The following is a 20,582-nucleotide window of genomic DNA, read 5'->3' as shown; positions in this document are numbered from 1 at the left end:
ATACAAAGGATGCCGTGTATGACCGATCCCAACCAGACACCACTAGAAAAATGGCTGGAGCAACAGCAGCAATTTTGGCAGGCATTACAGTCAGGTCAGACATCCTCCCCTGCCACCAGCTGGCAAGAATTTCTGCAGCAACATCCGTATCAGCAAACACAGCATAATGAAGAATTTTCCAAATTACTGAGCAGCAATCAACAGCTGGCAGCTGAATTTGCTGACCTGTACCGGAGCTTTGCAGCCACACAGGTAGACAAGCACGCTAACACAGCAGACACAAACCAAGCCTCCCATAAAGACCTGCAAATACTGATCGATAAACTGCAGGTACTGCTTCAGGAAAAAGCCGCCGGCTTATTTGCTAAAAACTGGCAGTTAAGCAGCTTACTTAAACCGGATACTGAAGCGTCACTGCAAGCATGGGAAACAGCGCTGAACGATTACTTCCAACAACTCACTGATCAGCTAGATAGTCTGCCGGCCGGCATTGTTAATCACGCATTCAAAGACCAGTTAAACCAACTGAGATTAAACGGTCAGGTCTGCCGTGACGCCTTTACGGATCTGAATAAAGAGTATCAGTCAATTATTCAACAAACCTCTGCAACACTGAAAACTCGCCTGCAACAAGAACAACCAGATAGTCTTAAACAACTACATGACCTCTGGGTGGATAGCTATGAACAGGCTTATGCCAGCCAGGTTTTTACACAAACCTACCAGAGCCGGCATGCTGCCTTTAATAACAGCTTGCTACAGCTCAGAAAGTTACAACAGGATATTTGCCAGCAACATCTTCAGACATCACCTTTAAATCCTGGATTCGTTAGCCGTCAGGACTATGATCAAAGCCTGAAACAACAGCACCAGCTACGAAAAAAAGTCCGCACCCAGCAACAAACCATCTCTCAACTGGAGCAAAGGCTGAATCAGCTCGAAGAAAAGCTGCAACTCTCCGAAAAACTTCAAGGCTCAGAGCACCGCCATGACGCATAAATTTCTCGATAGCGAACAGATATTTTCTGAGATAAACCAATTCAATCAGCAATTGGCAGACAGCTACCGTACGCTGCAATCTCTGAGTGAATGTGAGGTAGGACAAAGCCCAAAACAATGTATTTATCAGGAAGATAAGCTCAGGCTTTATAAGTATCAGCCTGCTGACAATAACAAAGACAATAACAAAGACAATAACAAAGACAATAACGACAATTGTCAGACACCATTACTGATCTGCTATGCACTGGTTAATCGCCCTTACATGCTAGACCTTGATCCGCAGCGCTCATTCATCAACCGCCTGACTGATACAGGTATTCCAGTTTACCTGATTGACTGGGGCTATCCCGACGCAGCCGATCGCTATCTGGATATGGACGACTATATAAACGGCTACCTGCATAACTGTGTTGAACAGGTAAAGCAGCACAGCAAGCAACCACAAGTTAATCTACTGGGCATCTGTCAGGGAGGCTGCCTAAGCCTGAGCTATACAGCACTTCAGCCCGATAACATTAAAAACCTGATAACTATGGTCACCCCGGTAGATTTCCATACCCAGGGCAATATGCTGAGCCATTTGATTCAACAGATAGATGTTGACCTGATGGTTGAGACCTTAGGCAATATCCCAGGTCAAATGCTCAATGATGCCTATGCAGCATTAATGCCTATGCGGCTCAGCCTGCAGAAATATCTGAATATGCCCGCCCAATGCTCCACAGAACAACAAGCGTTGAATTACTTGCGAATGGAAAAATGGATTAACGACAGCCCTGATCAGGCTGGAGAAATGTTCCGCGAATTCGTCAGTCAGTTCTTCAGGAATAACGGTTTCATGAACGACACAGCGTCGATCAATGGTCAGGCCATCGTACTGCAAAAAATTCAGCAGCCTATACTCAATATTTACGGCCAGCATGACCATCTGGTGCCACCGGCTGCATCGCAGGCACTTAAAGGCCTGACGAAAAGCAAAGACTACCAGGAGCTTGAAGTTAAATCCGGTCATATAGGTGTATTTGTGTCGCAGAAATCACAGCAAATAGTCGCACCGGCAGTCAGTCAGTGGCTCGTAGACCACGATAACTGATCACTCATCTATGATAGGCCCCGCCTGCCGGAAAGGCTGAGTCAGCAACTTATCTATACGCTGCTCACTATGCTGCAACAAACCTCTCACTCCAACCTGTAAAGGTGTGCGTGCAAACGAACAATAACTACCGAATAAGTAGTCCCAGCAAGACAAATTAAAACCAAAGTTAGTATGTGTTTCCCGCAAATCCACGGAATGATGTATGCGGTGCATATCAGGTGTAACCAACACGCGTCTTAACCAGAGTTCCATTTTTTGTGGCAAACTGATATTGGCATGATTAAAAACAGCCATAGAACTCAGAATAACCTCAAATATAATCACCGACTGCACAGGTGCTCCTAGCAGCAATACCACCAGCATTTTTATCAGCAAAGACAGCGCTATTTCGAACGGATGAAAACGCAACCCTGTGGTCACATCAACATCCTGATCTGAATGATGCATTCGATGCAAACGCCATAGCCACGGGATTCGGTGAAAAGCACGGTGCTGCAAATACAGCACTAGATCCAGTACTACCAGACTCAATAAAATGCCAGCCACCAATGGTAGGTCCAGCATGTTAAACACCCCCAACTGATGCTGATCACAATAAACAGCAACAGCGACTGGTGCGACAGGTAACGCAAATCTTACGAGTACAATATTGAAACTTACCAAAGCAAGATTATGCAGCCAGCGATAACCACGATTAACAGCTGAGACACGTGCCGGATAAATATTTTCCCAGCTGGCCATCACTACAAATACGGCAAAAAAAGAGGCAATCCGTATCCATGGCTCTATACCTTGCCAGTCAACCATTTCAAACCATGTCTGCACCAAATTCACTTTCCCAAAGTATAGTTCTGGATCAAAAGAACCTGTGCTCTGCCATCGTCAGCTCTCACTTTGAGCAATCTGCTCTTTTAATTTCTTTACCATTCGCTATAAATGGGTATATCACAGCGCTTAAGGGAAGCCAATAATGCGTCAAACGTATCGTTTACTTGCAGGCATATTAATGACCTGCATACTTTTGTTACTGCACGGCTGCGGAAATGACGCGACAGAAGAGAAAGCGCCCAGACCCATTCCTCAACTGTCGGACTTGAATATCAAGCAATTTGTCACTGTACTGCAGCAAGACTATGAGCACAGTCTTGAAGATATAGAAAACGCTTACGATGAACACAAAGCGAATAATGACCCTGATGGTTATTTCAAATACCGTAACCTTACCTGGACACCTGCATATATTGATCTGAAAAATCATTACTCAGCAGTACTCTATGAAAACAAGCCTTATCTGGCCCGTAAGCGACTGTTACCGCTTTTCAGTATGTTCGATAATGTACTGAAAATCGGCCTGGATCTTAAAAAAGCTATGTCTGATAACGATGAACGCTATCATGGCCGTGCCGTAGACAGCATCCAGAAAGACCGGCTGGCTTTCACTAAGCTAGTCGTTAAACTTCAGGCCAGTTAGCAAGCCGCTTAGCTTCATTTCAGACGACCTGTTAACTGCACCTCAAGTGGATTAACAGGTCGTAAATACCTCTTTTTACATCAATCGCTTTGGTATAGTATTTGCCGCTCTGACAGACTCATGATAAGTCTCTGTATTGCTTTGTCGGATGCTTCTTTGTCACTTCCGGTCCGCCGTCAACCCTATCAACTGAGCACGATCTTTATGCGTATAAACATTGACGAATTCCTCGCCAGCCCGAATAAAGCGGTCACCCTGATGGGTATGTCTGGAGTCGGAAAGACGTATATTTCCAACATTCTGGAAGAAAAAAACTGGTATCACTTCTCAGCGGATTACCGTATTGGCCACAAGTATCTGAACGGTGATATTGAAGCCAACCTGCGCGACAAGGCAATGACGGTACCTTTTCTGCGTGAACTGCTGGAAAACGACTCTATCAGCATCAGTAACAACGTCACCATCAATAACCTGAGTTCGGTGTCTGCATTTCTGGGTAAAGTAGGAAACCCTGAAAAAGAGGGTATGGCACTGCCCGAATTTCTGCGTCGCCAGAAACTCTACCTCGAAGCAGAAATTGCATCTGCATACGATGTACCTAAATTTATTGAAAAAGCACATGCAGAAGGCCATAACCATTTCATCAATGACTCGACAGGAAGCCTCTGTGAAATCGATGAACCAGGTGTCTTTGAAGTCTTAGCAAAAAACACGCTTATTCTGTATATCAAGACGTCACCAGAAGATGAGATCAAACTGATCGAACGTGCTCAGCAAAGCCCGAAGCCACTGTATTACCGTCAGGACTTCATACTCGAGCAACTCAGTAAATTCCAGCAGGAACGTACTTTGGAATACCTGGCGCTGATGGAACCTGATGACTTTATTCGCTGGGTTTTCCCGAATCTTTTCCAGTCCCGTCTGCCACGTTACCAGCATATCGCAGACAACTATGGTTATACTGTTCAGGCAAGCGAACTGGCAACCTGTAAAACTGAAGCAGACTTCATCGATATTATTACAGCCAGCGCCCGCCGCTAGGAATCTATTATGCCGATTATTACTCCTTCCAGCCGGGTTTTACCCAGCTATACAAAATTAGCAGCTGAAGGTTTCGCGATCCTTACCCATGAACGCGCCACCACTCAGGATATTCGTGAACTGCATATCGGCTTCCTTAACATGATGCCAGATGCTGCTTTCACAGCGACTGAACGGCAATTTCTGCGCCTGATCGCCAGCAGTAACCAGATTGCTCAGTTCATTTTCCACCCGTTTACGATCAATGTTGAACAGCGCGGTCCTGAAATTCAGCAATATGTTGCGGACTATTACGATGATTTTGAACAACTCAAGCTGGAAGGCTTAGATGCACTGGTCATTACCGGTGCTAATGTAGCGAATAAAAATATTCAGGACGAAGACTTCTGGGAACCACTTAAGGAAATCGTTGACTGGGCTTACGATAATGTCACGTCGATTTTTTGCTCATGCCTGGCCTCCCATGCATTGCTTAAAATCAAATACGACATAGACCGTCAGCCACTACCTGAAAAATGCTGGGGTTTGTTTAACCATACCGTCAGCGATCCGACACATCCGCTGGTACATGGCATGAACAGCCGCTTCGATGCCTGCCATTCCCGGCATAACGAAGTCACCAGCGAAGCCATGCGAAATGCAGGCCTGAAGGTACTGGTCGAATCAGAAGAAGCTGGTGCACATCTGGCAGTCAGCGAAGACGGCTTCCGAATCATCTTCCTGCAGGGGCATCCTGAATACGACACGGTAAGCCTGTTGAAAGAATATAAACGCGAAGTAATGCGTTATATAAGTGGCGATCGGGGGGATTATCCGCCTTTCCCGGCAAACTATCTGTCACTGCAATCCCAGGCAATCCTTGAGGAATACCGGCTACGTTTAGTCAGCGCAATGCAAAACAATACAGAACATCCGGAATTTCCGGAGTTGCATGTCAGACCACTGGTTCACAACAGCTGGCAGGACACTGCAAACGCATTCACCAACCGCTGGCTGGGTCAGGTGTATCAAACCACCAATATTGACCGTACCAAACAGTTTGAAGACTGTCTGGACCCTAACGACCCGCTAGGACTGTATTCAGTCAAATAAAGCCTTAATACAACAAACACAAAAAAGGACTCTGAAGAGTCCTTTTTTATAGCTGGCAATCAATCAGAAACTGTCACCCGGAATACGCACCCAACCTTCCATCAAGACCCGTGCACTGCGGCTCATTACCGCTTTAGTCGCGGTCCATTCACCATTTTCACAAGCAGCTTCTGCACCTACTCGTAACGTACCGGAAGGATGACCAAAACGCACAGCACTTCGTTCAGCGCCTCCAGCAGCTAAATTAACCAGAGTACCCGGAATAGCCGCAGCAGTTCCAATTGCAACGGCAGCAGTTCCCATCATGGCATGATGCAGCTTACCCATAGAAAGCGCTCTGACCTGCAAATCAATATCCGCAGCTGATACAGACTTCTCACTGGAAGATACATAATCAGCCGGCGGTGCGACAAAGGCTACTTTTGGGGTATGCTGGCGGGCGGCAGCTTCGCTAAGGTCGCTGATAAGCCCCATACGTAACGCGCCGTGAGCTCGAATTGATTCAAACATATCTAACGCACTTACATCACCATTAATCGCTTCCTGCAACTCAGAACCGTTATAACCAATCTCTGCTGCGTTAACGAAAATAGTCGGTATGCCGGCATTAATCATTGTCGCGGACAAAGTACCTACGCCCGGCACCTCCAGCTCATCCACCAGATTTCCGGTCGGAAACATTGAGCCTTCACCGTCCGCCGGCGACATAAACTCTACCTGTACTTCTGCCGCAGGAAAGGTGACACCATCTAATTCAAAATCACCGGTTTCCTGAACTTCGCCATCAGTAATAGGCACATGAGCAATAATGGTTTTCTTAATATTTGCCTGCCAGATCCTTACAACAGCGACACCGTTTACAGGTATACGTGATGCATCCACCAGACCTTTACTGATGGCAAACGCGCCGACCGCTGCAGACAAGTTGCCACAATTACCGCTCCAGTCTACAAATGGCTTATCAATTGCTACCTGACCAAACAGGTAATCAACATCATGATCAGGCTGACTGCTTTTCGATAAAATTACTGTTTTACTGGTACTGGACGTTGCGCCACCCATACCATCTGTTTGCTTACCATAAGGATCAGGGCTGCCAATAACTCGCTGCAGCAAAGCATCTCTTGCGGCTCCCGGAACCTGAGCAACCACTGGTAAGTCGTTAAGACTAAAGAACACACCTTTACTGGTGCCACCACGAATATAGGTTGCCGGTATTTTTACCTGAGGAACATGTGCCATGATTCAATTCCGCTAAATTCTGATTAATCTGACGCTTAACCTACTATTCAAAAAAACAAACAATACTTGCCATATTCAATACGGCAAGTACTGCAAATTAACGGTTATGCGTTACTTTCAAGAAAGTCCTTCGCAAAGCGCTGTAATACACCACCCGCCTCATAAACAGACACTTCTTCGGCTGTATCCAGACGACAGGTAACCGGCACTTCCAGGGTTTCACCTGTACTGCGGTGAATCAGCAAAGTTAGCTGTGCCCGCGGAGTACGTTCACCGATCACATCAAACGTCTCGGTACCGTCAATGCCATAGGTTTCACGGGTTTCTCCGGCTTTAAACTCCAGAGGCAAAACCCCCATACCCACCAGATTTGTACGGTGGATACGCTCAAAGCCTTCCGCCACAATGGTTTCAACGCCGGCAAGACGAACACCTTTAGCTGCCCAGTCACGGGATGAGCCCTGACCATAATCAGCACCAGCAACAATAATCAGCGGTTGCTTACGCGCCATATAGGTCTCGATCGCTTCCCACATTCTCGCCTGCTGACCTTCCGGCTCGATCCGTGCCAGTGACCCCTGAATAACATCACCAGCATCATCCCGGCACATTTCATTCAGCAATTTAGGATTCGCGAAGGTTGCTCGCTGCGCCGTCAGATGATCTCCCCGATGAGTCGCGTAAGAGTTAAAATCTACTTCCGGCAGCCCCATATGCGCCAGATATTCACCGGCCGCACTGCTGGCAAGAATAGCGTTAGAAGGCGACAGATGATCGGTCGTAATATTATCTCCCAGCACAGCCAGAGGACGCATACCTTTCATTTCACGAACACCGGCCAATGCACCTTCCCAATATGGAGGGCGACGAATATAGGTACTCTGCGGACGCCAGTCATACAAGGGACTCTCTGCCTGCTCTGCCTGGCCAAGATCAAACATAGGAATATATACCTGTTTGAATTGCTCAGGTTTTACACTGCTGGCGACCAACGCATCTATTTCTTCGTCACTCGGCCAAATATCCTTCAGAGTAATTGGATTACCATTCTGATCAGTACCCAAAACATCTTTTTCAATGTCAAAACGCACTGTGCCAGCAATTGCATAAGCGACTACTAACGGCGGAGAAGCCAGGAATGCCTGCTTGGCATACGGATGAATACGGCCATCGAAATTACGGTTACCGGACAATACAGCAGTACTGTATAAATCCCGGTCAATAACTTCCTGCTGTATATCAGGGTCAAGTGCACCACTCATACCGTTACAGGTGGTGCAGGCATACGCCACGATACCAAAACCTAAAGCTTCCAATTCAGATAGCAAACCCGCCTCTTCCAGATACAGACGCGCAACTTTTGAACCCGGCGCAAAAGATGACTTTACCCAGGGTTTACGTAACAGACCCAACTCATTGGCTTTACGGGCAACCAAACCCGCTGCAATTACATTTCGCGGATTACTGGTATTAGTACAGCTGGTAATAGCGGCAATAATGACTGCACCGTCAGGCATTTCACCGGGCTTTTCTTCCCAGCTTCCGGCAACACCCTGAGCCGCCAATTCTGATGTTGGTAACCGGCGATGGGGATTAGACGGACCAGCCATATTGCGACATACAGACGACAAATCAAATGTCAGTACCCGTTCGTACTCAGCGTTAGCGAGATCGTCCGCCCAAAGCCCTGTGGTTTTAGCGTAGTTCTCAACCAGTGCAACCTGCTCAGGTTCGCGGCCTGTCAGCTTGAGATAATCAATGGTCTGTTCATCGATATAGAACATACCTGCGGAAGCACCGAACTCCGGTGTCATGTTCGCAATAGTGGCACGGTCCCCAATAGTCAGATCACGGGCACCTTCTCCATAGAACTCCAGATAAGCAGAAACAACCCGTGCTTTACGTAAAAACTCTGTCAGCGCCAGAACAATATCGGTTGCCGTAATACCCGGCTGACGCTTACCGGTGAGCTCTACACCAATAATATCCGGAAGGCGCATCATAGACGCACGGCCCAGCATAACGTTTTCCGCTTCAAGCCCCCCAACACCAATGGCTATAACACCTAATGCATCAACGTGTGGTGTATGGCTGTCAGTACCTACGCAGGTATCCGGGAAGGCAATACCGTCACGGGCCTGAATCACCGGAGACATTTTTTCCAGATTAATCTGGTGCATGATGCCGTTACCGGCCGGTATTACATCAACATTTTCAAAAGCTGTTTTCGTCCACTCGATAAAGTGAAAACGGTCTTCATTACGACGATCTTCAATCGCACGGTTCTTTTCGAAAGCATCTGCTTCAAATCCACCGTGTTCGACCGCCAGTGAATGGTCAACAATAAGCTGAGTTGGCACAACCGGATTTACTTTAGCCGGATCACCTCCCTGATCTGCAATCGCATCCCGCAAACCCGCCAGATCAACCAGGGCTGTCTGGCCAAGAATGTCATGGCAAACGACCCGTGCCGGATACCAGGGAAAATCCAGATCACGCTTACGACCAATAATCTGCTCAAGTGAATCAGTCAGTACCGCCGGGTCACAACGACGTACTAGCTGCTCAGCTAAAACGCGGGAAGTATAAGGAAGGCTTTTATAAGCACCCGGCTGAATCGCTTCAATAGCAGCACGCGTATCGAAGTAGTCCAGCTGCGTACCTGGCAAGGGTTTACGATTTGCAGTATTCATAGCATCAGACCCGTCAGTATTTTTTACACGAGCGAAGCCAGACGCATAGCATGCACAGCGCCAGCTCCCCTCTTATTTATAAGATTCTTTTTGTAGGATTTTTTAAACCAGATTTTCTGCTGAGGCCCTGAAGAAATTCATCAGGGCTCACAGATTATGGGCGATCCTGAATCGCAACCCACTCTGCAGATTCCGGTCCGGTATAATCCGCCGATGGGCGAATAATCCGGTTGTTTGCTCTCTGCTCCATAACATGTGCAGTCCAGCCGGCTACCCGGGAACAAACAAAAATTGGCGTAAACAACTTAGTTGGAATACCCATAAAGTTATATGCCGACGCATGGAAAAAATCTGCATTACAGAACAGTTTCTTTTCACGCCACATAACCGTTTCAACCCGTTCAGAAACCGCATACAGGTAATCATCGCCAACCTGTTCAGACAGCTTTTTCGACCACTCTTTAATGATGGCATTACGAGGGTCCGACTCACTGTAGATAGCATGGCCAAAACCCATGATCTTATCTTTACGGGCCAGCATGCCCATCACTTCAGCTTCAGCTTCGTCGGCACTGCGCCAGTTCTCAATCATCGCCATGGCTGCTTCATTAGCACCACCGTGTAACGGACCACGTAATGAACCGATAGCTGCAGTGACACAGCTATGAATATCCGACAATGTTGAAGCGCAAACGCGTGCAGTAAACGTAGATGCATTAAACTCATGCTCAGCATACAGAATCAGCGATGCATGCATCACTTCTACGTGTAATGGTTCTGGCTTTTCATTATGCAAGGTCCACAGAAACTGTTCGGCAATCGAGTCGGCTTCAGTTTCAACACTGATCCGCTTGCCATGATGACTAAAGTTATACCAGTAATTGATGATGCCTGGGAAAGTCGCCAGCATGCGATCAATATGATGATGCTGCTCAGAAAAATCCTGCTCGGTTTCCAGGTTACCCAACATAGAGCAACCGGTACGCATAACATCCATCGGATGTGCATCTGCCGGAATATTTTCTAATACGGTCAGCAACGCAGAAGGTAAACTGCGCATGTCTTTCAGGCGTGCCTTATACATCTCCAGCTCACCAGCATTTGGCAACTTGCCGTAAAGTAACAGATAGGCAACTTCTTCAAATTGAGCATTATCTGCCAGCTCTTTAATGTCATAACCGCGGTACGTAAGACCTGCACCAGACTGGCCCACTGTACACAGAGCCGTCTCACCGGCAGACTGCCCCCGCAGACCTGCACCGCCTAATTTCTTCGCTTCAGCCATGATATGTCTCCTCACACCGTGGCCGGACTGATACCGGCCAAAACATTCTGTCTGAGACCTTTGTTACGATGACAACAATAGTGCTGTGATGCTTACAACCAGTTCGAACTTCACGTTCATCACTATAAACGCCGGTTGTTCGCCTGACTTGTTCAACTCACTTTTGTTCGCCGTTTCGTGAAAAGCCTCGGTCTAATATTTACTTGTTCTTACCTTCCTGAAACAACGCATCCAGCTTTTGCTCGAAATCGTGATAATTCAGAAAATCATAAAGATCCATACGGGTTTGCATGCTGTCGACAACCGCTTTCTGGTCACCGTCACGCAAAATAGCCTCGTACACATTCAGCGCAGCCTGATTAGCAGCACGGAACGCAGAAAGTGGATACAGCACCATAGTGGCACCGTTATCAGCCAACTCCTGTTTATTGAACAGTGGTGTCGCACCAAACTCAGTAATATTGGCCAGCAAATGCGCACCGTTAATGCCTTCAGCAAATGCGCGGTAGTCATTCAGGGTATGTACTGCTTCAGCGAAGATGCCATCAGCTCCTGCTTCCAGACAAGCCTGTGCACGCTCAACAGCTGCGTTCAAACCGTCTTGCTGGAAAGCATCGGTACGGGCAATAACAAAGAAGTCGTCGTCGGTTTTAGCATCGACAGCAGCTTTTACCCGATCAACCATTTCTTCAAGACTGACAATTTCTTTATTTGGTCGGTGACCACAACGCTTCTGCGCCACCTGATCTTCAATATGTACTGCGGCTGCACCAGCCTTAGTCATATTGCGAACGGTTTTAGCAATGTTAAACGCACCACCCCAGCCAGTATCGATATCCACCAGCAGTGGAGTCTCAACAGCATCGGTAATACGTCGTACATCTTCTAAAACATCATTAAGTGAGGTCATACCCAGATCAGGCAAGCCATAAGACGCATTCGCAACACCGCCACCCGACAGATATATAGCTTTGTGGCCAACCCGTTCAGCCATCATTGCATGATAGGCATTAACAGTGCCCAGGATCTGTAAAGACTTGGTTTCGGCCAAAGCCTGACGGAAACGTCCGCCGGCGGTTAGTTGCTGCGACATAAGTGACTCCCTATGTAATTACTCTATTCAGACCGGTCAGTCTTTCTGATGATCGGTCAACTTAACTTCTATATTGCGCCGCGCTGTACTGATATGGCGACGCATTAAAATTTCTGCCAATTCACCATCACGTTCTTCAATGGCATCAAGAATCCGGTGATGTTCTTTCAGAGCCCTCTGTGGACGGGACTTAGACACGCTAAACTGATAGCGGTACATTCGCACCAGGTGGTATAACTCACCGCCTAACAGCTCCATCAACTTCTCATTGTGGCTGCCCTGAACTATCCGGAAATGAAAGTCCAGATCACCTTCTTTCTGAAAGTAAGAGTGACCATCGATCTTCTCGATACTGGCCTCATGCTCGTGTAACAACTCCCGCACACTGTCAATTTCAGCCTGCGACATTTGTACGGCCGCCAAACGACTGGCCATGCCTTCAAGAGCTTCACGTACGTGATAAATTTCCAGTAACTCATCGGTATTAAGTGAAACAACCCGCGCACCTACATGTGGTACACGGACAACCAGTCGCAAACCTTCCAGGCGACGGATCGCCTCTCGTAATGGCCCACGGCTAATACCATAAGTGCGTGCCAGTTCAGGTTCGCTGATCTTATGGCCTGGCGGTATATCACCCTTAACAATGGCAGTTACTAACTGCTCGCAAACCTTATCAGCCAGCGTGCGCAATTCGCTGTTACTGATTGGCTGGTCTGCTACTTCAACTACAGAGACTTCAGTCATATATATTTCCAGATTGTCGACAATCTAAATTGTGAACTTACGATACAGTCCATATTATAGCTCGTCAAGGTAGTTTTAAGGGCTATTTGTCGACATAATACAAAAGTATAAGGGTAATCCCTAGCGCTATTTCCACACTATTACACACTGTTAAACGACTAGAAATGAAATCACGAAAAAGGCGCTACGCCTTATGATAAGGGGCAGCAAGAAGACTAAACAAGACTGATAGCAACCTAGTATTGATAGAAGGAAGGACAAACAAGATTGTCGACAGTTTTACCAAAACACGAGAACTGTCGACACTTTATGCAAAAACTATTATCTGAATCATATACCGGGACAAACGGTAGCTAAGATAATCAGACTGCTAAATACCGGCCAAGCTCAGCCTGCATTATTTGAGCAATCTGACGCGGCTTCTGAAATGGCAAAGAATGATCAGTACCTGTCACCATAAAATAATGCCAGTTCGGCAAACGCTCAGCCAGAGCTCTCTGATACTGATGCATAGCGTCAACACTGTTACCACCAATAAAGCTGCTAACATCTCCCTGCGCTGCTACCAGCGCTTCGCGATCAATATCATGCAAGGCATCCGTCACGCATTTAAGTGCATTCGCAAACCCTCGCGGACGCTGGGCTAAACGCTCAACGGTAAGCCGCTCAACGACCGGTGATACTCTTCGGTTAGGCGAAATCGCGTCCAAAAATTGCTTTACGCCTTTTTCAGTGTCACTGCTAAGATGCTTAGCCGCCTGCATATACTCAGCACGCAATTCCAGACTTGCCTGCCAGTCACCCCGGTCTACTGCGGCAGACTCCAACAGATATTGCTTATCAACATGCTGACTGTACTCTTGTTTATATAGCATGGAGATTAACCCACCCATCGAATACCCCGCCAAATCAAAATGTTGCCAATTCAAATGCGTAAGCAGCCCGGCAACATCTGCAACGACTTCATGAGCGGTATACGCATACTCTTCGCCGTCCGGCGATACGGTTTTCCCCATCCCCCGCAAATCCGGCACCAATACCTCAGACCAAAGGCCCAGCTGCGCCAGCAAAGCCTGCCAGGTATCTTCCCCCGCTACCCCTGCGCCATGTAATAAAACCAAACGACGCCCGCTCTGATTCTCAGAATGCCGGTAAACCCGATAAAATATCTGCTGATCCGGACGCTGGTAAATACCTGTATACAGGCTATAAGGGAACTTCATAATCACTCGTTAAGGTTAAGAAAATCATATAAAAAGTCCCGCTAAGTCTACACGAAATTACGTCTTTACCTCGAAAGGAATCAAACTGCTCTGGATGCGTAATATTGTGCCTTATTCCCGCCAATATACTCGCATTAATAGGACCAGATGGTTACAATCGCCCTCTTTAACCAGACGCTTATTCCCATAAGGAATTATCCGTCTGCTATACAGTTACTCTTGCAGCTACGACAAAAAGGCTTACCCGGTGTACAGACTTTTCTCCCTTCCCTATCTAGATGATGCCTGCCCATATTTTGCTGCCATCCGACAGCATAACGCGCCGGTTTTCCTTGATAGCGGTAAGCCCCGCTCAGGCTTCGGCCGGTACGACATTATTGCTGCATCTCCAGTCGCGCAACTCAGTTACCAACATGGCAAAACAACGCTTAGCCATCTGCATACCAATACAGAATCCCTGCAGGGAAATCCTTTCAGCCACCTTCAGGAAATGTACCAGGCATACACTAAAAACTGCCCTCCTCCTGCTGACAAAGATATCGCTCAATTGCCATTTTGTGGCGGCATGATTGGTTATTTCTCTTATGATCTGGGACGCAGCCTGGAAGACCTTCCGGAACTAAACCCTCAGGATCAGGAACTGCCGGATATGCAGGCAGCAATCTACCCCTGGGCAATCGTTGTTGATCATCAGGAAAAGCGAACTCAGTTAATCACTACGCCTTTAATAGACTTATCGCATGCTGAAGCTATTAAGGCTGAAATAGAGGCGGCACTCGCCGCACCAGCTGAAGCAGACAGCTTCAAACTGATTAACCGCTTCAGCAGCAATCTTACTGAACAAAACTATTACGATGCACTGGATAAAGTCAGTGACTATATTCAGGCAGGCGATTGCTATCAGGTTAACTTTGCTCAACGCTTTAAAGCCAGCTACGAAGGCGATACCTGGCAGGCATATCTAAAACTGCGAGCCAAAGCCCCGACCCCATACTCTGGTTACATCGAGACTCCCCAGGGCAGCATACTATCTCTGTCACCGGAACAGTTTCTGGAAGTCGATAACGGCAAGGTTACCACTAAGCCAATTAAAGGCACCCGCCCACGGGGCAAAACACCTGAAGAAGATCAGCACCTGGCTCAGGAGTTAATAGACAGTGAGAAAGACCGTGCCGAGAATCTGATGATCGTCGACTTATTGCGCAACGATATCAGCAAAGTATGCCAGCACGGCAGCGTCAAAGTACCAAAGCTGTTTGATATCGAATCCTATGCCAACGTACATCATCTGGTAAGTACAGTTACAGGCATGCTGGATACCGATAAAACGGCGCTTGATTTGCTCGAACACAGCTTTCCCGGCGGATCAATTACTGGTGCGCCTAAAATCCGTGCCATGGAAATAATTGAAGAACTCGAACACAACCGACGCTCAATCTATTGCGGCTCAATAGGTTATTTAAGCTTCTCCGGCCGGTTCGACAGTAGCATTACTATCCGCACCCTTTTATGCCATGAAAACAAGATTCACTGCTGGGCCGGTGGCGGCATCGTTGCGGACTCAGAAACCGCTGATGAATACCAGGAAACCTACAATAAGGTTAACAACCTTCTGCAGGCACTTGAAGAAGGGCTTCACTAAGCACTTTTCAGTGCACCTGCTTTTAAGACACCACCTTTTGTAGCGCTATACCTACTGCAGCCTGCCTGATACGCAGGCTGCAACTTACTACTCGTTTTGATTCCTATACCCTACGCAAGCTCCTGATCCCGCTATACTTTTTCGCTGACGACTGCCTATACTTGAGCTCATCGATCTCGAAACTGACCCTAGAGGTAGGCTATGAGCAGCAATTTGACAGGTAGTAAGAGTAAAGATTCGATCTCAATGACCATGCTGATGACACCAGATATGGCCAATTTTTCCGGCAATGTTCACGGCGGCGCCTTACTCAAAATCTTAGATCAGGTTGCCTATGCCTGCGCCAGCCACTTCAGCAAACACTATGTCGTCACCCTGTCAGTAGACCAGGTACACTTTAAACAACCGGTGCGCGTTGGCGAGCTGGTAACCTTTTATTCGGCGGTTAATCACGTCGGTCGCTCAACAATGGAAATCGGTGTAAAGGTAGTTGCCGAAGACATTCACAGCGGCGAAGAACGCCACACCAATAGCTGCTACTTCACTATGGTAGCGGTTGATGACGACGGCAAATCAACGACAGTTCCGCGTCTTGAGCTGAATACTCCGCAACAGAAAGCCCGCTATATAGCCGCTGCGTTACGCAAGCAGCTACGCAACGAACATGATCAGCGACTGGCGGACATTCATGATAAGTGGACCGAGCACGTCGACGACCTGTCCAGTGAAGAAATCGATGCCCGACTTAAAGATATGCTGGAAAGCGACGCTCTCTGAAACAAAGCCTTACTTTGCAGTAAAGCCGCCATCAATAAAGATTGTCTGGCCAGTAATGTAATCTGACGCATGACTGGCCAGGAAGATACACACACCGCTCAGATCTTCTAATTCACCGTTACGCCCAATCGCCGTTTGCTGTGCTAACTGCTCAGCAAGTGAATCATTATCAAATACAGCCTGAGTTAATTCGGTTGGAAAAAAACCTGGCGCTATTGCATTACAGGCGACGCCCCGGGAAGACCAAGCTTCCGCCATTGCCCTGGTGAGTTGCTCAACGCCACCTTTAGATGCACCGTAAGCAATACCGTTAGCGAAAGCACGGCGGGACTGCAATGATGCCACATTGATAACCTTTCCCCAGCCTCGCTCAGCCATCTGAGGTACTAATTTTTGCGCCAGGAAAAAAGGAATTTTCAGATTAAGATCCTGAGTCAGATCCCAGTCATCCGGCGTCACATCATCAGCATGCTGACGAAGATTCACACCTGCAGTATTACAAAGAATATCGATGCGGCCATGTATCTGCAGGCATTCTGCAACAATAGCATCCAGCTTACTGATATCAGCAAGATCAGCCACTATAGAAGCAACCTGCGAATCTTTTTCGGTTAAAAGATCCAGTCGCTCCTGTCGACGCCCCAGCGTAATAACGCTGGCACCGGCGCTGCGCAGTGCAATTACCTGCTGCATACCAATACCGGAAGTAGCACCTGTCACCAGTGCTACTTTGTCGGTCAGATCAAATAACTGCATCAATACTCCCTCTGTACTTTAAAAGCATCTCAGAGCTCGGGCAGCTCCTGATTCATGAACAGCTCTTCTACTTCTGCACGGTTATTACAGGCCTGAACCTGCCTAACCACTTCGGGTGTCAGATGTGGCGCAAACTTCTGTATAAAGTCGTACATATAGCCGCGAAGGAAGGTTCCCTTGCGGAATCCAATCTTAGTAGAACTTGCTTCGAACAGATGACTGGCATCAAGACATACCAGACCGTGATCGGCAGCTTCATCAAATGCCATAGTAGCAATAATGCCGACCCCCAAACCTAAGCGGACGTAGGTTTTAATCACATCAGAATCAACCGCAGTAAAGACGACCCGGGGATCAAGACCTTCACGGATGAACGCATCATCCAACTTAGAGCGGCCAGTAAACCCAAATACATAGGTCACGATTGGAAACTCAGCAATGTCCTTCAACGTAAGACGGGAAATCTGCGCTAAAGGATGATCCTTAGGCACAACCACTGAACGATTCCAGCGATAACACGGCATCATGATCAAATCATTAAAATGGCTCATCGCTTCTGTGGCAATACAGAAATCCACAGTACCATCAGCAGCCATTTCTGCAATTTGCATCGGCGTTCCCTGATGCATATGCAGTGACACATCAGGATAAGACTGCATAAAACCGTTAATTGTTTCAGGTAATGCGTAACGCGCCTGCGTATGAGTAGTCGCTACATCAAGACTGCCCATTTTTTCATCACTGAATTCCTGAGCAACCTGCTTAATACTCTCGACTTTACGCAGAATATCACCGGCCACTTCAAGAATTTTCTCGCCAGCCGGTGTCACCCGGGTCAAATGTTTACCGCTGCGGGCAAACACTTCTACACCTAACTCATCTTCAAGTAAGCGAATCTGCTTACTAATACCCGGCTGCGATGTATATAAACTCTGAGCAGTAGCCGAAACATTCAGATCATGGCGGGCAACTTCCCAGATATAGCGCAACTGTTGCAACTTCATGCAAACCTCCAGACTCGGATCAAAAACTGTCCCGCTGAACGCACCCCGCTCGAATAATCAGCAAAACAGAAGTAACAAAGACATTATTAATAACTAATAATTATATAGGACATATATTCACACAGAATTACTGTGGTTGCTAGCCCCTACAGTAAACTGTAGAGGCTATTTTACAGAAGGGATTAAAGACGGGATTTTAAACGACGAATTTCTTCATCCTGAGAGGTTATCCGTTTCTCAAGACCGGTCACCCGACTGATAGCACGAATCAGCTCATCATCTTTCAGTTTAACCTGCCCCCGTAATGCACTTTCACGACGGGTGGCTTCATTAGCTGCAGCTAACTGCTTTTGATTAAGGCGCTTAGTTTCTTCAGTTAACTCTTTAACCTTATCAGCCAGACGCTTATTCTTATTCTGCTCAGACAGAATTGAACCGGATACCTTATTTAACTGGCGCGACCCAAGATCAACATCAGTCTTATAACGCTTCAGTTCATCTTCAAGAATCTTTACCTGATTCTTCTGCGAATCAAGCTTCACATCTTTCTTAGCAACAACCGCCTGCAGATCATGAATCTCTTTAGTCAGAGCCGACTCTTTACGACCACTCTCATCACGGATTTTATCCAGCGAACCGCGATAGTAACGCACATCAGCCTCAGCTTTACTGACCTGTTCAAGGCTGTGACGCTGCTCATCCTTTACGCGCTGATCAAATGTACGCTTGGAATCATCTAACTTCTTCTGCAGCAGCGCCAATTCCTGCTCAACGTTATGATGCCGCTGTTCGGCTGTCTTAAGATCAGAAGTTACTGCACCAAGATTTATCTTTAAAACAGAAATTTCAGCATCCAATGCCTGAATCTGACTGGTCTCAGCTTCCATCTTAGTACGTAAACTACGATACTTATTCTGCTGCTCAGTCTGGTCTTCATAGAGACGCTTTAATTCTTGCTCACTATGCTTACGTGACTCTTCACCGGCGAGTATCTGATCTTCCTTATCACTTGTTACCAGCGCCTGAGCTTCCTGAATGGCCTGATTCCAAAGCGTCTGAAACGACTTATTAAGGCTACTTGGTACATCCGGCACAGAAATCATTGCACCGTTAACAGCCTGTAAACGTCCGGATAAACTATCCCACCACTCACTCAGCATTTCAGCGAGACAATCCGGTTCAGTATTCAGCTCTTTTGCGATTAGCTCAGCTGTTGGAATAACCCCTCGCTGCAACATGCTATCCGCAGTTAGATTAAAGATAGTCGGGTCAACCCTGTCACTCATTGAAACATCCTGATAAAAAACACACCTGCATAACCAGCAGGTTTAAAATTATATAACGGCTAACGAGTTACTCTGCTCCCGCAGCCTGATTACGCTCAGCAATATGTTGCTGTAAATTACTCATACCTTTTTGTAACACATCACCTAAAGGTGCTTTAATCACCTTTCGGCCACCTGAAGGCAAAGGCATCCGAAGTTCAACGGCATGCAAAAACAAACGCTTCAGGCCAAACTGGCGCATGAACTTATCGGTAGAATCCACACCATACTTATCATCACCGATAATCGGATGACCGGCAAACTGACAATGCACGCGAATCTGGTGAGTTCTGCCTGTAATAGGACGCGCTTCGACCAGAGTAGCGTATCCTGCAAAACGCTGCAGAACTTTAAACTCAGTCAGCGACTCCTTGCCCATCGGGTGCGTCTTTACGACGCGCTCGCCCGATTTAAGTTCATTTTTCTGCAAAGGCGCATCAACCTTTGTTTTTCTCGTCGACCACTTGCCATCAACTAATGCATTGTAAATCTTAGTGACCTTTTTATGCCGCAAAGCTTCGTGCAAAAAACGTAAAGCGCTACGTTTTTTTGCAACCATAATACAGCCTGAAGTATCTCTGTCGAGGCGATGCACCAACTCAAGAAATTTAGCCTGCGGCCGAATCTGACGCAATGTTTCAATCAGACCAAGACTAATACCACTCCCACCGTGAACAGCTAGGCCGGAAGGCTTATTAATCACCATCACATCGGCATCTTCATATAACACAGCTGCCTCAAGACTCGCAGCTAATCCAGCACTGGCAACAGGAGCCTCGCGCGCTTCAGCAAGCCGTAACGGAGGAACCCGTACCAGGTCGCCTTCCTGAAGGCGATAATCAGGTTTTATTCGCTTCTTATTAACTCTCACCTCGCCTTTACGCAAAATTCTGTAAATAAGCGTTTTAGGCGCACCTTTTAACTTGGTACGTAAAAAGTTGTCAATGCGTTGCCCAGCGAGATCAGCATCAACATCAAACCACTGAACCTGGCTTTTCGGGGCATCATTATTTTCGGACATGGTAAAAATTTGGCACTCGTACAGATACTGAACAGAAATTTTCAAAATCTGCCAGTATGAGACAGATTCAGG

General features: G+C 47.1%; 18 protein-coding genes. 7 read left to right on the top strand and 11 right to left on the bottom strand.

Features of this window, described 5'->3' with window-relative positions:
- The first annotated feature begins 18 nt into the window (after positions 1–18).
- Complete coding sequence (locus tag OCU49_RS09305; RefSeq protein WP_261844703.1) at positions 19–999, top strand: poly(R)-hydroxyalkanoic acid synthase subunit PhaE; 981 nt, start codon at positions 19–21, stop codon at positions 997–999.
- The gene (gene phaC / locus OCU49_RS09300; RefSeq protein WP_261844702.1) at positions 989–2,095 is read left to right on the top strand and encodes a class III poly(R)-hydroxyalkanoic acid synthase subunit PhaC; all 1,107 of its coding nucleotides are present in this window, start codon (positions 989–991) and stop codon (positions 2,093–2,095) included. Before OCU49_RS09305 ends, phaC begins: the two co-directional genes overlap by 11 nt.
- Here phaC and OCU49_RS09295 read toward each other — a convergent pair whose 3' ends face one another.
- A complete protein-coding gene (locus OCU49_RS09295) occupies positions 2,096–2,923 on the bottom strand; it encodes a sterol desaturase family protein (protein ID WP_261844701.1) in 828 nt (275 codons plus the stop codon).
- A 145-nt stretch (positions 2,924–3,068) separates the two neighbouring features.
- On the opposite strand from OCU49_RS09295, the gene OCU49_RS09290 reads away from it, so the two are divergent.
- The 3 genes from OCU49_RS09290 (at position 3,069) to metA (ending at position 5,702) form a co-directional block, all read left to right on the top strand.
- Positions 3,069–3,569, top strand: coding sequence for a hypothetical protein (locus OCU49_RS09290; protein ID WP_261844700.1), 501 nt, complete (start codon positions 3,069–3,071; stop codon positions 3,567–3,569).
- A gap of 204 nt (positions 3,570–3,773) precedes the next feature.
- A complete protein-coding gene (locus OCU49_RS09285) occupies positions 3,774–4,610 on the top strand; it encodes a hypothetical protein (protein WP_261844699.1) in 837 nt (278 codons plus the stop codon).
- Between the two features lie 9 nt (positions 4,611–4,619).
- Complete coding sequence (gene metA, locus OCU49_RS09280; protein WP_261844698.1) at positions 4,620–5,702, top strand: homoserine O-succinyltransferase MetA; 1,083 nt, start codon at positions 4,620–4,622, stop codon at positions 5,700–5,702.
- Positions 5,703–5,765: 63 nt separating this feature from the next.
- Here metA and prpF read toward each other — a convergent pair whose 3' ends face one another.
- From prpF to OCU49_RS09250, 6 genes are all read right to left on the bottom strand, one after another.
- Positions 5,766–6,944: a 2-methylaconitate cis-trans isomerase PrpF gene (gene prpF / locus OCU49_RS09275; RefSeq protein ID WP_261844697.1), complete on the bottom strand. Its 1,179-nt coding sequence runs from the start codon at positions 6,942–6,944 to the stop codon at positions 5,766–5,768.
- 104 nt (positions 6,945–7,048) lie between these two features.
- On the bottom strand, positions 7,049–9,637 hold the full coding sequence (gene acnD / locus OCU49_RS09270; protein WP_261844696.1) for a Fe/S-dependent 2-methylisocitrate dehydratase AcnD: 2,589 nt from the start codon (positions 9,635–9,637) through the stop codon (positions 7,049–7,051).
- A 154-nt stretch (positions 9,638–9,791) separates the two neighbouring features.
- On the bottom strand, positions 9,792–10,922 hold the full coding sequence (gene prpC / locus OCU49_RS09265; RefSeq protein ID WP_261844695.1) for a bifunctional 2-methylcitrate synthase/citrate synthase: 1,131 nt from the start codon (positions 10,920–10,922) through the stop codon (positions 9,792–9,794).
- A gap of 199 nt (positions 10,923–11,121) precedes the next feature.
- Positions 11,122–12,015: a methylisocitrate lyase gene (gene prpB, locus OCU49_RS09260; RefSeq protein ID WP_261844694.1), complete on the bottom strand. Its 894-nt coding sequence runs from the start codon at positions 12,013–12,015 to the stop codon at positions 11,122–11,124.
- Positions 12,016–12,051: 36 nt separating this feature from the next.
- Positions 12,052–12,762 carry a GntR family transcriptional regulator gene (locus OCU49_RS09255; protein WP_261844693.1) on the bottom strand — a complete coding sequence of 237 codons (711 nt, stop codon included), beginning with the start codon at positions 12,760–12,762 and terminating at the stop codon, positions 12,052–12,054.
- A gap of 362 nt (positions 12,763–13,124) precedes the next feature.
- Positions 13,125–13,985, bottom strand: a complete 861-nt coding sequence (locus OCU49_RS09250; protein ID WP_261844692.1) for an alpha/beta fold hydrolase — start codon at positions 13,983–13,985, stop codon at positions 13,125–13,127.
- A gap of 247 nt (positions 13,986–14,232) precedes the next feature.
- Between OCU49_RS09250 and pabB the strand changes: the two genes are divergently transcribed.
- Positions 14,233–15,627, top strand: coding sequence for an aminodeoxychorismate synthase component I (gene pabB, locus OCU49_RS09245; protein WP_261844691.1), 1,395 nt, complete (start codon positions 14,233–14,235; stop codon positions 15,625–15,627).
- A gap of 201 nt (positions 15,628–15,828) precedes the next feature.
- Positions 15,829–16,404 carry an acyl-CoA thioesterase gene (locus OCU49_RS09240; protein WP_261844690.1) on the top strand — a complete coding sequence of 192 codons (576 nt, stop codon included), beginning with the start codon at positions 15,829–15,831 and terminating at the stop codon, positions 16,402–16,404.
- A gap of 9 nt (positions 16,405–16,413) precedes the next feature.
- Here OCU49_RS09240 and OCU49_RS09235 read toward each other — a convergent pair whose 3' ends face one another.
- The 4 genes from OCU49_RS09235 to rluC form a co-directional block, all read right to left on the bottom strand.
- Complete coding sequence (locus OCU49_RS09235; protein WP_261844689.1) at positions 16,414–17,160, bottom strand: SDR family NAD(P)-dependent oxidoreductase; 747 nt, start codon at positions 17,158–17,160, stop codon at positions 16,414–16,416.
- Positions 17,161–17,189: 29 nt separating this feature from the next.
- Positions 17,190–18,164 carry an HTH-type transcriptional regulator CysB gene (gene cysB / locus OCU49_RS09230; RefSeq protein WP_261844688.1) on the bottom strand — a complete coding sequence of 325 codons (975 nt, stop codon included), beginning with the start codon at positions 18,162–18,164 and terminating at the stop codon, positions 17,190–17,192.
- 182 nt (positions 18,165–18,346) lie between these two features.
- Positions 18,347–19,450 carry a DNA-binding protein gene (locus OCU49_RS09225; RefSeq protein WP_261844687.1) on the bottom strand — a complete coding sequence of 368 codons (1,104 nt, stop codon included), beginning with the start codon at positions 19,448–19,450 and terminating at the stop codon, positions 18,347–18,349.
- A 67-nt stretch (positions 19,451–19,517) separates the two neighbouring features.
- Positions 19,518–20,510, bottom strand: coding sequence for a 23S rRNA pseudouridine(955/2504/2580) synthase RluC (gene rluC, locus OCU49_RS09220; RefSeq protein ID WP_261844686.1), 993 nt, complete (start codon positions 20,508–20,510; stop codon positions 19,518–19,520).
- Positions 20,511–20,582: the final 72 nt, after the last annotated feature.

The organism is Aliamphritea ceti (genome assembly GCF_024347215.1).
Lineage (GTDB): Bacteria > Pseudomonadota > Gammaproteobacteria > Pseudomonadales > Balneatricaceae > Amphritea > Amphritea ceti.
This window is presented reverse-complemented; position numbering and strand designations above follow the sequence as displayed.

Excerpts from the sequence above, each read along its gene's own strand:
- OCU49_RS09305 (WP_261844703.1), top strand. The coding sequence starts at position 19 with ATGACCGATCCCAACCAGACACCACTAGAAAAATGGCTGGAGCAACAG.
- phaC (WP_261844702.1), top strand. The coding sequence starts at position 989 with ATGACGCATAAATTTCTCGATAGCGAACAGATATTTTCTGAGATAAAC.
- OCU49_RS09290 (WP_261844700.1), top strand. The coding sequence starts at position 3,069 with ATGCGTCAAACGTATCGTTTACTTGCAGGCATATTAATGACCTGCATA.
- OCU49_RS09285 (WP_261844699.1), top strand. The coding sequence starts at position 3,774 with ATGCGTATAAACATTGACGAATTCCTCGCCAGCCCGAATAAAGCGGTC.
- metA (WP_261844698.1), top strand. The coding sequence starts at position 4,620 with ATGCCGATTATTACTCCTTCCAGCCGGGTTTTACCCAGCTATACAAAA.
- prpF (WP_261844697.1), bottom strand. The coding sequence starts at position 6,944 with ATGGCACATGTTCCTCAGGTAAAAATACCGGCAACCTATATTCGTGGT.
- acnD (WP_261844696.1), bottom strand. The coding sequence starts at position 9,637 with ATGAATACTGCAAATCGTAAACCCTTGCCAGGTACGCAGCTGGACTAC.
- prpC (WP_261844695.1), bottom strand. The coding sequence starts at position 10,922 with ATGGCTGAAGCGAAGAAATTAGGCGGTGCAGGTCTGCGGGGGCAGTCT.
- prpB (WP_261844694.1), bottom strand. The coding sequence starts at position 12,015 with ATGTCGCAGCAACTAACCGCCGGCGGACGTTTCCGTCAGGCTTTGGCC.
- OCU49_RS09255 (WP_261844693.1), bottom strand. The coding sequence starts at position 12,762 with ATGACTGAAGTCTCTGTAGTTGAAGTAGCAGACCAGCCAATCAGTAAC.
- OCU49_RS09250 (WP_261844692.1), bottom strand. The coding sequence starts at position 13,985 with ATGAAGTTCCCTTATAGCCTGTATACAGGTATTTACCAGCGTCCGGAT.
- OCU49_RS09240 (WP_261844690.1), top strand. The coding sequence starts at position 15,829 with ATGAGCAGCAATTTGACAGGTAGTAAGAGTAAAGATTCGATCTCAATG.
- OCU49_RS09235 (WP_261844689.1), bottom strand. The coding sequence starts at position 17,160 with ATGCAGTTATTTGATCTGACCGACAAAGTAGCACTGGTGACAGGTGCT.
- cysB (WP_261844688.1), bottom strand. The coding sequence starts at position 18,164 with ATGAAGTTGCAACAGTTGCGCTATATCTGGGAAGTTGCCCGCCATGAT.
- OCU49_RS09225 (WP_261844687.1), bottom strand. The coding sequence starts at position 19,450 with ATGAGTGACAGGGTTGACCCGACTATCTTTAATCTAACTGCGGATAGC.
- rluC (WP_261844686.1), bottom strand. The coding sequence starts at position 20,510 with ATGTCCGAAAATAATGATGCCCCGAAAAGCCAGGTTCAGTGGTTTGAT.